The sequence below is a fragment of the Pseudoflavonifractor capillosus genome (genome assembly GCF_016899775.1).
Classification (GTDB): Bacteria; Bacillota; Clostridia; order Oscillospirales; family Oscillospiraceae; genus Lawsonibacter.
Genome location: NZ_JACJJE010000001.1, coordinates 1 through 12,814 on the forward strand (window position 1 = coordinate 1; position 12,814 = coordinate 12,814).

The following is a 12,814-nucleotide window of genomic DNA, read 5'->3' on the forward strand; positions in this document are numbered from 1 at the left end:
CAGGCCGTGGAGATCATGGTCGGCGACGAGAACGGAGACTTCAACCCTGATCAGAACGTCACCCGCAACGAGATGGCGGTCATTATGGCCAACCTGATGGAGTACAATGTCGCCAGCTACAAGAATACCAGTCCCTTCACCGACGTGCCCAGCTGGGCCGAGCCCTATGTAGCCGCCTGCTGGACCAACGGCATCACCGCCGGCTACAGCAGCACCATCTACGGCGGTTCCGACACCGTGACCACCGCTCAGGCTGCCCTGATGCTGATGAAGGCCCTGGGTTACTTCCAGTACGCCTCCGACTTCGGCAGCGACTGGCAGCTGGCCACCACCCGCCAGGGCAACGCCATCGACCTGTTCAACGGCGTGGACTCCGGCGTAACTCAGGCCATGACCCGCAACGACGTGGCTCAGCTGGTGCTGAACACCCTGAAGTCCGGCACTGTGGAGGCTTCCACTGACGGCAGCTGGACCATTGGTGACGTGACCATCAACAACAATGTCACCTACAGCTACATCACCAGCAACCAGACCTATGCCACCGCTATCGACGATGTACGTTCTACCAGCAACACCACCGACGCTAACCGGTCCATCGTGGAGCTGGGCGAGCAGCTGTACATGGGCGACCTGCGGCTGAATGACAACGACACCGACGACTTTGGCCGCCCTGCCCGCAACTGGACCTACGATAGCCAGGATATCGGCACCTATGCCAAGCGTGAGTTGATGGTTGAGTCCTACACTGAGGGGGTTACTGGCCGCGAGATCTACAATTTGCTGGGCACCTCCACCATCCGCGACAACGACCTCTATGCTTATGAGGATGGCGAGGAATACACTTTGAGCAAGGACCTGCTGGTTCGCTCTAATGAGAAGAATGTTGGTGCTACTGGCCGCGGTGTTCTGACTGAGATCTATCTGGACGACGACCGCGACGAAATCACCATCGCGTCCATCAACACCTATCTGGCTCAGGCCAACAGCAATTACAGCGAGAGCAGCGAGACTATTTCTCTGCAGGTATACAACACCGCTGACGGCATTGCCAAGCGTGTTGATGTGGAAGATGTTCCCGAAATCGCCGACCTCAAGGAAGGGGATTTTGTCCTGGTCAACTGGGCAGGTAGTACCGCGAACAAGGATGTTGTCGCTGTATTTGATGTCGAGATCCTGACCGACGTCGAGATCACTCGCTTCAGTAAGTCCAGTGATGACGACGAGAACAATCAGAGCTCCACTGACCGCGTCACCAAGCTGACCACCGGCGGCACTGAGTACCAGAACAACGTGAATGCTTGGTACGAAGAGGCCACTCTGGGTGACTACTTCGGTGAACTGCTGACCGATAAGACCTACAATGTTTATCTGGACCAGTACGGCAACTTCATTGGTGCCGAGCTGTACTCCGGCGATGACCAGTATGTCTTCATCGCTGCCTATGATATGAACAGCAGCGCCATGGGTGTTGTGAACGCCGATGCTCTGGCTATCTTCACCGACGGTACCATGGAGCAGATCGAAGTTGATGCTAAGGATACCAACGAGAATATTCAGGATTATATCGACGACGGCAACACGGGATATGCTAAATGGGAGAATTCGAATCAGTATAACCGCTGGTTCACTTACACCGAAGATGATGGCGTGTACACCCTGGAGCCCGTCGCCCGTTGGACTCTGAACCGCAACACTACTAGTGATGATGTCACCATCCGCACGGATAACCTGTCTCTGACCGCAAATGAAGCTGGCACCGGTCGTTCCTACGGCAATGATGATTCTATCTACATCACTGTTGAGGACGAAACCACTGCCAGCATCGGTGGTCAGGTCATCGACGAAGTAACTGGTATCTATACCGGTGTTCAGGATGCTCGCCTGTCCTATGCTCCTAATGACTGGGTCGTTGCCGTATATGACAGCGATCATTATATCATCGCCGCCATCGTGTTGGGCGAGGCCGAGGGCGCTGTGGACAACTACGCCTACATCCTGACCGGTGCTTACGCCGAGGAGAAGGACTCCGATGGTAACTACTACTGGGATATCGACGTCATTCTGAACGGCGAGATCCAGACCATGACCATCAAGAGCAAGTACAGCAGAACCGTTGATTATCTGGAGCCCGGCACTGTTCAGGAACTGGTTCTGGATGCGGACAACTACGTGACCAAGATCAACGACGTGGACACCGATAAGATCTATGACAATACTGATCTGGGCGACTCTGTGGAGGGCTTTGATGTCTACAACATCGAGGTCTCTGCCAGAAATACCGCTGGTGCTCCTCTGTACCTGATCGGACGGACTCTGCACTATACTCCCGACAGCAACGATGTGGGACTGGCCGTTGCTCGCGACGCCAAGGCGGTTGTAAGCCAGGTTGTAAACGGTGACCGTGACGAGGTTGAGTATGGTTCCGTTGAGGAAGCTTTCAGTACTCTGGCCGACGCAAACCCCAACTCTTCCGATCTGCAGTATGCTGGCCGCGTGATTGCTGTTCTGGATGCTGACGGTGTCGCTCAGTGGGTGTTCTTCTACGACTACACTTCTGTTAACAGCGGCAACACTCCTGACTATGGCAACAGCGGCAATGTGAAAAATCTGGTCTTTGTTGACAGCAGCAACAACCTGTATGCTACCGAAGCCAACACTGACAATAAGGTTCCCAATGCCACGATCGTTCTGGAACAGCTCCAGGCCAATGGCTACGTGACGGTTGGCACATTTACTACTGACGCTGACGGCAAGGTTACTCTGCCTGTGGCTTCTGGTGCTACTTACCGTGCCACCTGCGGCAATGTCTCTGTGATTTTCACGAATAACTAATCACTGGACTTTTGCATTAAGACCTCCCGGGAAAACCCGGGAGGCTTTTTTTCATGTTCCAGCCTGGAGCAATGCGACTACTTTATAAGTGGTTCCAGAATTATTCATCTGTCCGGACGGCCCCATGTGATGGCTCCATGTGAGCGTACTGCCGTTCCAGGCCAAGATGTTAACAGAATATCCCGTAGCCTGGGTAAATGTTTTTGTCATACCCTGTATAGCGTAAAAAAAGCGGCCATCATTGCCACAGTCTCCGATAAAAACTATCAATGGTGTTCTAGGGAAGGTAAGAGAATTTGGCTCGTCATTTCCATAGACTCCGGTTCCAACGTAACTTGTTGTATAAATGTTGCAGTTGCCGCATTGCGTAATTGCATCCTCTAGAAGAGCACCTTTACACTCTAGACTGCTCAGCGCATTTGACAGTATTTTTACCTCGTCTGTGTCCGCCTTGCCCTCCAACGCCGCGTCCAGTTTGGCGTTGTCGGCGTTGAAGTCGGTGCGTAAAACCTGGTCTGTGGGTTCCCACTGGTTCAGTTGGTAATTGGTCGTTTGATTGGTTGCCATAAGTAAAATTCCTCCTTGTTTGGGTTGGGGCGATATTGGGACGGGCGGCCATATGGGGCCGCCCCTACAGGGGGTGAAAACCAGCCCCCTCATCCATCACGCTTCGCATGCCCCCCTACCCCTTTTGGCCTTCGGCCTTCCTCCTGTGGAGGAAAGGCTTTGGTCCACTCAAATAGGGAGGAATTTGGCGTTTTGTGGGACGTTTTGATACATATATTGGGAATTAGGACGGAGTGCGCCTGTTGGAAGGCGGGCGGCCCAGTGTGCCGCCCCTACGGCGGAGACGTGGTAAGGCCAGGCGGCGTATCCGGGAGGCCGCGCCCTACAAAAGAGGCGGCGGGGGCAAGCCCCCGCCCTACGTCGGTGCAATCCATTGACATCTTTGGGATTTTGTCTCTCATCCGCTCCCTTTTGGTGAGCGGGTGAGGACACCCGCCCCTACGGCGGAATTGGGGCAAAAAACGCGGGCGCACAATGTGCGCCCCTACACCGCGTTTACGAACGGCTCTGCATGCAGGAAAAGGGACAGGTTTTAGACCTGTCCCTTAAAACACAGAGGCGAAACGCAGTTTCGCAAAAAGTTCTTTTGCTTCCTTTTCTTTCAAGAAAAGGAAGCCCCGGTTCATTCTGAACCGGGGCTTCTGGTTTGTTTTTTCAGTTCTGAATCGCTTGTTCCTCAGCTGCGGGGGTTCTTGATGGCGGCCTGGGCGGCAGCCAGCCGGGCGATGGGCACACGGAAGGGGGAGCAGGACACATAGTCCAGCCCGGTGTTGTGGCAGAACTCCACGGAGGAGGGGTCGCCGCCGTGCTCGCCGCAGATGCCCAGCTTCAGGTCGGGGCGGGTCTGACGGCCCAGCTTGGCAGCCATCTCGATGAGACGGCCCACGCCGTTCTGGTCCAGACGGGCGAAGGGATCGGACTCGTAGATCTTCTTCTCGTAGTAGGCGTCCAGGAACTTGCCGGCGTCGTCGCGGGAGAAGCCGAAGGTCATCTGGGTCAGGTCGTTGGTGCCGAAGGAGAAGAACTCGGCCTCCTTGGCGATCTCGTCGGCGGTGAGGGCGGCACGGGGGATCTCGATCATGGTGCCCACCTTATAGGTCATGTTGGAGCCGGCGGCCTTGATGATCTCGTCGGCGGTGGCCACCACCACGCTCTTCACGTACTTGAGCTCCTTGACCTCGCCCACCAGGGGGATCATGATCTCGGGGACCATGTTCCACTCGGGGTGCTTGGCCTGGACGTTCAGGGCAGCCTTGATGACGGCCTTGGTCTGCATCACGGCGATCTCGGGGTAGGTGACAGCCAGACGACAGCCGCGGTGGCCCATCATGGGGTTGAACTCGTGCAGGGAGGCGATGATGGCCTTGATGTCCTCCACGGACTTGCCCATATCCTGGGCCAGCTGGGCGATGTCGGCCTCCTCAGTGGGGACGAACTCGTGCAGCGGGGGGTCCAGGAAGCGGATGGTGATGGGGTTGCCCTCCATGGCCTCGTACATGGCCTCGAAGTCGCCCTGCTGCATGGGCTCCAGCTTGGCCAGGGCGGCCTCGCGCTGCTCCACGGTGTCGGAGCAGATCATCTGACGGATGGCGGGGATACGGTCGGCCTCAAAGAACATGTGCTCGGTGCGGCACAGGCCGATGCCCTCGGCGCCGAACTTCATGGCCTGCTTGGCGTCGCGGGGGTTGTCGGCGTTGGTGCGGACCTTCATCTGGCGGTACTTGTCAGCCCAAGCCATGATGCGGCCAAACTCGCCGCCGATGGAGGCGTCCACGGTGGGGATGGCCTCGCCGTAGATGTTGCCGGTGGAGCCGTCCAGGCTCAGCCAGTCGCCCTCGTGATAGACCTTGCCGGAGAGCTCAAACTGCTTGTTGGCCTCGTCCATCTTGATGGCGCCGCAGCCGGAGACACAGCAGGTGCCCATGCCGCGGGCCACCACGGCGGCGTGAGAGGTCATGCCGCCGCGGACGGTGAGGATGCCCTGGGAGGCGACCATGCCCTCGATGTCCTCGGGAGAGGTCTCCAGACGGACCAGGACCACCTTCTCGCCCCGGGCAGCCCACTCCTTGGCGTCGTCGGCGGTGAAGACGATCTTGCCGCAGGCGGCGCCGGGGGAGGCGGGCAGAGCGTTGCCCACGGGAGTGGCCTTCTTCAGAGCCTCGGGGTCAAACTGGGGATGGAGCAGGGTGTCCAGGTTGCGGGGATCAATCATAGACACGGCCTTCTTCTCGTCGATCATGCCCTCGTCCACCAGGTCGCAGGCGATCTTCAGAGCGGCGGCGGCAGTGCGCTTGCCGTTGCGGGTCTGCAGCATGTAGAGCTTGCCGTGCTCCACGGTGAACTCCATGTCCTGCATGTCGCGGTAGTGGTCCTCCAGGGTCTTGCACACCTGCTCAAACTGGGCGAAGGCCTCGGGGAACTTCTCGGCCATCTCCTGGATGGGCATGGGGGTGCGCACGCCGGCCACCACGTCCTCGCCCTGGGCGTTGGTCAGGAACTCGCCCATGAGCTTCTTCTCGCCGGTGGCGGGGTTGCGGGTGAAGGCCACGCCGGTGCCGCAGTCGTCGCCCATGTTGCCGAAGGCCATGGACTGCACGTTGACGGCGGTGCCCCAGGAGCCGGGGATGTCGTTCATGCGGCGGTACACGATGGCGCGGGGGTTGTTCCAGGAGCGGAACACGGCCTTGACGGCGCCCATCATCTGGTCCACGGGATCGGTGGGGAAGTCGGAGCCCACCTTCTCCTTGTACTCGGCCTTGAACTGCTCAGCCAGCTCCTTCAGGTCGTCGGCGGTGAGCTCCACGTCCTGGGTGACGCCGCGCTCGGCCTTCATCTTGTCGATGAGCTCCTCAAAGTACTTCTTGCCCACTTCCATGACCACGTCGGAGTACATCTGGATGAAGCGGCGGTAGCAGTCATAGGCCCAGCGGGGGTTGCCGGACTTCTCGGCCAGCACCTTCACCACGTCTTCGTTCAGACCCAGGTTCAGGATGGTGTCCATCATGCCGGGCATGGAGGCGCGGGCGCCGGAGCGCACGGAGACCAGCAGGGGGTTCTCCTTGTCACCGAACTTCTTGCCGGTGATCTCCTCCAGCTTGCCCACATACTCCATGATCTGGGCCTGGATCTCATCGTTGATCTTCTCGCCGTCCTCATAGTACTGAGTGCAGGCCTCGGTGGTGATGGTGAAGCCCTGAGGCACGGGCAGACCGATGTTGGTCATCTCGGCCAGGTTGGCGCCCTTGCCGCCCAGCAGCTCGCGCATGTTGGCGTTGCCCTCAGAGAAGAGGTACACGTACTTGTTAGCCATTTACCTTCATTCCTTTCTGTTGCTTAACACGGCGGCGGCGCCCATGCCATGGCTTGTCTCCTTCTCACTTTGAGCAGCCCGGAAGCAGAGGTCCCCGCCCCACGCCGATGGTCCGGCGGTCCTGTTCCGCCGGGATATCGCATTCCCCATTATACCTATTTGAAGGAAATATTGCAACAACTTCCTGGGTATTTTTCACGGTTTTTCTCCCAGCCCGAGTGAAAAATATTCTATTCCGCCGAACATTGTGAAAAATCGTTACTTTTTTCTGCATGACGGACATCCTCCAAAAGGAGGGGCTACCACTCCACCCCCTGACGGGCGGCCGTCCCCCGGTCGTATGGGTGGCGGAGCTTTTTCATCTCGGTCACATAATCGGCCCGCGCCAGCAGCTCCGAGGCCGGGTCCCGGCCGGTGAGGACCACCTCGCAGGCCGCCGCCTCCAGGCAGGAGAGCACCTCCTCCAGAGGCAGCAGGCCGGTGTTCACCGCCGCGCACACCTCGTCCAGCACCAGCAACCCATCCGGGATCTCACCAGCCGCCGTCCGGGCCTGAGCAATGAGCCGGAGGTAGCGCTTCTGCTCCGCCGCCCGCTCCTCCGGGGTAAGCTGAAAGGAAAACTTGATCTGCTCCGGTGCGGGGAGCAGGGTCACCTTTGGGAGCAGAGAGAGGGCGTACCGCTCTCCGCTGTCCGCCCCCTTTAAAAACTGGGCGATGACCACCGGCTTTCCCCGGCCCGCCATGCGCAGGGCCAGGCCCATGGCGGCAGTGGTTTTTCCCTTGCCGTCGCCGCAGTAGAGATGGATCATAATATTCCTCCTTGTTTCCTTGGGGAGTTTCGCAGGGGATTTCGCCGCCTGCGGGCGGCGACCTTCTTTTTCCATGGCGAAAAAGAAGGCAAAACGCCCCCGGGGACGGCTCCAGATGAGCACTTCGTGCTCATAGTCGCCTTTCCCCGGCCCCCGTTGCGGGGGACGCATTCTTGATGGGTTCTGCAAAATTTCCGGCGCGCAAAATCTGAATGGCTGGTCTGAATTCCCGCCGGACCACTGGGCCCTAGGTTTGCAAAAATTGTCGCTGGTGCGGTTCCACTCATGCGCCTGGGTTTCCTCAGCCAACGCTTCCGGTGCGTATCCTGGCGGGCCCTAAGCCTTCCCCCTCCAAGGGGGAAGGTGCCCCCGAAGGGGGCGGATGAGGGTGACCTCTTTGCTTGCCCCCGGCGGGAGCCCCAAGGGGCTCCCCTACCCAGACACGGAGGGTTTTCTTGCGATTCGTAGGGGAGGGGAAGACTCCCCTTATCAAGGGGAGATGGCCCGAAGGGCCAGAGGGGATAGGGAATTGTCCCTCCCGCCGTATCTCGGAAATTTCCCCATGCTTGGCGGGCCGGTCTGGGACCGGCCCCTACGATAAAGGAAGAATGGCTTCGGGATACACCGTAGGGGCGGCTATCAGCCGCCCGAAAGCCTTCCCCCTTTCAGGGGGAAGGTGCCGAGCACATGCGAGGCGGATGAGGGTGGGCTCCGGAATGACAGGAACCCCTCAGCGGGCCGGCCAGTGTCCGGCCCCTACGAAAGGAAGGAACGGTTTCCGGGTACGCCGTAGGGGCGGCCCCATGTGGCCGCCCGTCCCCCGTGGGGTATGATTACCTCGGGATGCGGCCTCCCGGACGCGCCGTCTGCCTTCTTCTTACCTGATAAGAAAAGCAGGCCGCCCTCGGGCGGCCTGCTGAAAAGGATCAAACCGTGGTCAAAATCAGGCTGTCCCCGTCGGAGGAGACGTTGATCTGGCTGACCGGGTGCTGCCAGCTGCTGATGATCCGCTCGGCGATGGCGTCCTCCAGCTCCTTCTGGATGAGGCGGCGCAGGTTCCGGGCGCCGTAGGCGGCGGAGTAGGACTTCTTGACCAGATAGTCCAGCAGGCTGTCCTCCCAGGTGAGGGAGATGTGCCGCTCGGCCAGGGAGTCCTTCAGCTCCTTGAGCATCAGACCGGCGATGGCCTTGAAGTTGTCCTCGGTGAGCTGGTGGAAGTAGACGATCTCGTCCACCCGGTTGATGAACTCGGGCCGCAGGAAGTCCTGGAGGGCTTTCATGGCCCGGTCCTTCCCCTGCTCGTCGGCGGTGCGGTTGAATCCCACGGAGCCCACCTTGGTGTTGCTGCCGGCGTTGGAGGTCATCACGATGACGGTATTTTCAAAGTTGACCTTCCGTCCGTGGGCGTCGGTGATGTGGCCGTCGTCCAGAATTTGAAGGAGAATATTCAGCACGTCCGGGTGGGCCTTCTCGATCTCGTCAAAGAGGACCACCGAGTAGGGCTTCCGACGGATCTTCTCGGTGAGCTGTCCCGCCTCGTCATAGCCCACGTACCCAGGAGGGGAGCCGATGATCCGGGAGACGGCGTACTTCTCCATAAATTCCGACATATCCAGCCGGATCAGAGACTCGGGGGCGTTGAACAGGTCCTGGGCCAGCTGCTTCACCAGCTCGGTCTTGCCCACGCCGGTGGAGCCCACAAAGATGAAAGACACGGGCTTGCGCTTGGGGCTGATGCCCACCCGGCCCCGGCGGATGGCGGCGGCCACCGCGTGGACCGCCTCGTCCTGGCCCACGATGTGCTCCTTCAGCCGGTCCTCCAGCTTGGAGAGCCGCTCAAATTCCTGCTCCTGGATGCGGCTGGCGGGGATGTTGGTCCAAAGCTCGATCACGTTGGCCAGGTGCTCCGCCGTCAGGGCGGGGACGCCCTGCTGCTGGAGCTGGTGCTGCTCGGCCTCTAGGCGCAGCTCCATGCTGCGGATGTTGGCCAGCCGGGCGTAGGCCTCCTCGGTGTCGGCGGCCATCATGACCTCCTTCTCCTTCTCCAGGTCGGCCATCTCCTTGGAGATCTCGGCCTCCCGGGCCAGGGTCCGGTTTTTCAGGTTCACGTTGGAGCAGGCCTCGTCCAGCAGGTCGATGGCCTTGTCGGGCAGATAGCGGTCGGTGATGTACCGCTCGCTCATGGTGACGGCCAGACGGCACATTTCAGGGGAGATAGACACCTGGTGGTAGGCCTCGTAGTAGGGGGCCACCCCCTCAATGATCTTCACGCTGTCCTCAATGGAGGGCTCCTCCACGATGACCGGCTGGAAGCGCCGCTCCAGGGCGGTGTCCTTCTCAATGTGCTTGCGGTACTCGTTGAGGGTGGTGGCGCCGATGACCTGGAGCTCCCCCCGGCTGAGGGCGGGTTTCAGGATATTGGCGGCGTTCATGGAGCCCTCCGCGTCCCCGGCCCCCACGATGTTGTGCACCTCGTCGATGACCAGGATGATGTTGCCCAGCTTTTTGATCTCCTCAATGAGGCCCTTCATCCGGCTCTCAAACTGGCCCCGGAACTGGGTACCCGCCACCAGGGCGGTGAGGTCCAGCAGATAGACCTCCTTGTCTTGGAGCTTATAGGGGACGTCCCCCTTGGCGATCTTCATAGCCAGCCCCTCGGCAATGGCGGTCTTGCCCACGCCGGGCTCGCCGATGAGGCAGGGGTTGTTCTTCTGGCGGCGGTTCAGGATCTGGATGACCCGCTCCAGCTCCCGGTCCCGGCCGATGAGTTTGTCCAGCTTGCCCTCCTGGGCCCGCTTGGTGAGGGAGATGCAGTAGTTTTCCAAAAACTTGCGCTTGGCGGGGCGCTCCCCCTTGCCGTTCTGGGCGGTTTTCTCCCCCCGGTTGGGATCTCCGCCGGGGTTGGGCTGGCCGTTCTGGCCGCCATTTCCACCGAAGAGCTGGTTCAGGAAGGGGAAGGTGGCGGTGCGTCCGTCGTCCTCATCGCCCTCCTCCTGGTTGGGCTGGGCCATCAGGCCCTCCATCCCCTCGGCCCCGCCGAAGGCGGACATCATCTCATTGGTGAGGTTGTCCAGGTCCTCGTCGGAGATGCCCATTTTCTTCATCATATCATCAATGGGCTTGATGCCAAGCTCCCGGGCGCACTTGAGACAGAGACCTTCGTTCTTGGTCTCGCCGCCCTCCAGCTTGGTAATAAAGATCACCGCCACATTCTTGTGACAGCGGCTGCACATAGTCGGCTGCATGCATACCACTCCTTTCCGGAGAAAACTTCGTCTCGTGGGAAACCATACACCATAATTGTGAACTGGTTATGAATCTTTTAAAAAATGGAGGCAATTAACAGAAACGGATTGGTGGTGCAGAAGAAGCGGAGCAGGATAGACTGCTCCACCGCCTCCTGGGGGATCAGTCCCCGAAACAGCCAGCAGGCGATAAACAGCAGCACGCCGCCCTTCACCAGCCCAACGGCCGCCCCGCTCCACTGGTTCAGGGTGGACAGCACCGGCAGCTTGAAGGCCAGGTCCAGGGCGTGGCTGAGCACAAACCACCCCGCCAGAATCAGCACGAAGCACAGGAGAAACAGCACCGTCCTGGTCAGCTGCACCGCCACATACTCCGCCAGCGCCCGGACGGCGTTGGCGGCGACGGTCTCCACACCGTCCTCCACCGCCTGCTGGAAATTCTGGGTGAGGCTGCGGTAGAGGGAGGAGTCCTGGAGGGCGGCCAGCACGTCCTCCAGGGGGAGCTCGTCAAAGAAGGCGTCCCCCGGCGTGCTGCCGTCCCCGCTGTCCTCAACCGGGGGCGTATACTGGTAGTAGCTGCCCACAGTGTCCTGGATGCCGCTCTCAATGGCGGGGGTGATGGCCTGGCTCACCGGTCCGGCCAGGGCGTCGGAGAGGATGCTTGCTCCGATAAACGCCACAAAAACGGCCAAAAAGCCGCACAGCGTAAGGACAAAGCCCTTCCGATAGCCCTGGATCACCGCCAGGATCAGTACAATTAAAACAATCAGATCAAAGATGAAAAATCCCATGAAATACTCCTCTTCTGCGGATCGCTGGTTTTTAAGACGGTAGATACAGCCAGGCCTGCTGGGAGTTGGCCAGCAGGGCCGCTCCGGAATCAGTCAAAGAGATATACCGTGCGTTTTGCGTCTGGTCCAAACTACTATACGGAGTGAAATCCGAGGTGTAAATATCCAGCCGGTCCCCAGTAAGCAGGGACACATAGCGGCCGGCAGCGTCAAAGTCCAGCACGTTGGCCGTGAGGTCCAGGGACGCCAGCTCCGTTCCGTCCGGCCCCACAATCACCGCCTGCTCCGCCGAGCCGGCCTGATAGCGGCCCAGCAGCAGGAGGGCGTATCCGTCCCCGCCGAAGCTGCACCCCTTCAGGTAATTCCGGCCCAGGGTATAGACGCCGGACGCCGTCCCGTCCTCCTGGATGGCGGAGACCTGGTCCTCCCCCAGAACCCACAGCAGTCCTTCCTCATAGTCCAGGTCCAGCACCACTGTGTTGCCCAGAGAGATCACCGCGGAGGGCTCCTGAGAGTCCACCGGATAAAAACGGACCTCGCTCTGGAAGGTGCCGCCCTCCTGTCCCATGGTGACGACGGCCACCGTCTTACAGTCGGGGGAGACGGCGGCGTCCACAACAAACGTGGTGGACAGCCGGATCTGGATGGGGGGCTCTTCTGTGTTGTAGGAGCTGTCGTACACCGTGACCAGGCCGCGCCAGCCCCCGCCGTGGGAGGTGACCGCCAGCCAGCCCGAGTCGTTCACCCGGGCGGAGAGCAGCTCCCCGCTGTCCAGGGTCAGGTGGAATGCCTCCTCCACCCCGCTGAACAGGAACAGATCCTGGCCGCCCGCGTCGTAGACCACGCCGCAGCTGCTGGAGTGGGTGAGCACCGGCTGCTCCAGATTCCGCACCTCCTCGGCGTACAGCTCCCCGGAGAAGGAGTAGTACCGGGCCCCGGTATCCGAGGCCAGAAGCACGCCGCTGTCCAGATAGGCGAAGCTGGCCTGCCTGCCCCCGGCGTGGGAGAAGGGAGCCGCCTCGCCGCTCTCGCTGGTCTCCAGATTCCGGTACTCAAACCACCGGGCCAGCGCGTCCAGGTTCAGCCGGTCCCGGTAGACCACCAGGACTAGGGCGCCCAGCAGCAGCGCCGCCGTCACCAGCAGGGCGATCAGACGAACTAGGATATTCGGTTTTTTCGGTTTTGATTCCTGTTGTTCTTTCATGTGCCTGTTCCTTATCGTTGCATTGGGCATCTGTTTGATGCGTCAGGATGGTTGGA

7 protein-coding genes are annotated in these 12,814 nt (G+C 60.1%); 1 reads left to right on the plus strand and 6 read right to left on the minus strand.

What is annotated here, in order from left to right; genetic code table 11:
* The coding region (locus H6B31_RS00005; protein WP_204896648.1) for an S-layer homology domain-containing protein at positions 1-2,832 on the plus strand (2,832 nt) is incomplete at its 5' end.
* A 51-nt stretch (positions 2,833-2,883) separates the two neighbouring features.
* Here H6B31_RS00005 and H6B31_RS00010 read toward each other — a convergent pair.
* From H6B31_RS00010 to H6B31_RS00035, 6 genes are all read right to left on the minus strand, one after another.
* The gene (locus H6B31_RS00010) at positions 2,884-3,399 is read right to left on the minus strand and encodes a hypothetical protein (protein WP_204896649.1); all 516 of its coding nucleotides are present in this window, start codon (positions 3,397-3,399) and stop codon (positions 2,884-2,886) included.
* 676 nt (positions 3,400-4,075) lie between these two features.
* The gene (gene ppdK / locus H6B31_RS00015) at positions 4,076-6,709 is read right to left on the minus strand and encodes a pyruvate, phosphate dikinase (protein WP_204896650.1); all 2,634 of its coding nucleotides are present in this window, start codon (positions 6,707-6,709) and stop codon (positions 4,076-4,078) included.
* Positions 6,710-7,008: 299 nt separating this feature from the next.
* A complete protein-coding gene (locus H6B31_RS00020) occupies positions 7,009-7,518 on the minus strand; it encodes a cob(I)yrinic acid a,c-diamide adenosyltransferase (RefSeq protein WP_204896651.1) in 510 nt (169 codons plus the stop codon).
* Between the two features lie 926 nt (positions 7,519-8,444).
* A complete protein-coding gene (locus tag H6B31_RS00025) occupies positions 8,445-10,763 on the minus strand; it encodes an ATP-dependent Clp protease ATP-binding subunit (RefSeq protein WP_204896652.1) in 2,319 nt (772 codons plus the stop codon).
* 77 nt (positions 10,764-10,840) lie between these two features.
* Positions 10,841-11,554, minus strand: coding sequence for a CvpA family protein (locus tag H6B31_RS00030; protein ID WP_204896653.1), 714 nt, complete (start codon positions 11,552-11,554; stop codon positions 10,841-10,843).
* A 31-nt stretch (positions 11,555-11,585) separates the two neighbouring features.
* Entirely contained in the window at positions 11,586-12,758 is a 1,173-nt protein-coding gene (locus H6B31_RS00035) for a DUF5711 family protein (protein WP_204896654.1), read from the minus strand.
* Between the last annotated feature and the right edge of the window lie 56 nt (positions 12,759-12,814).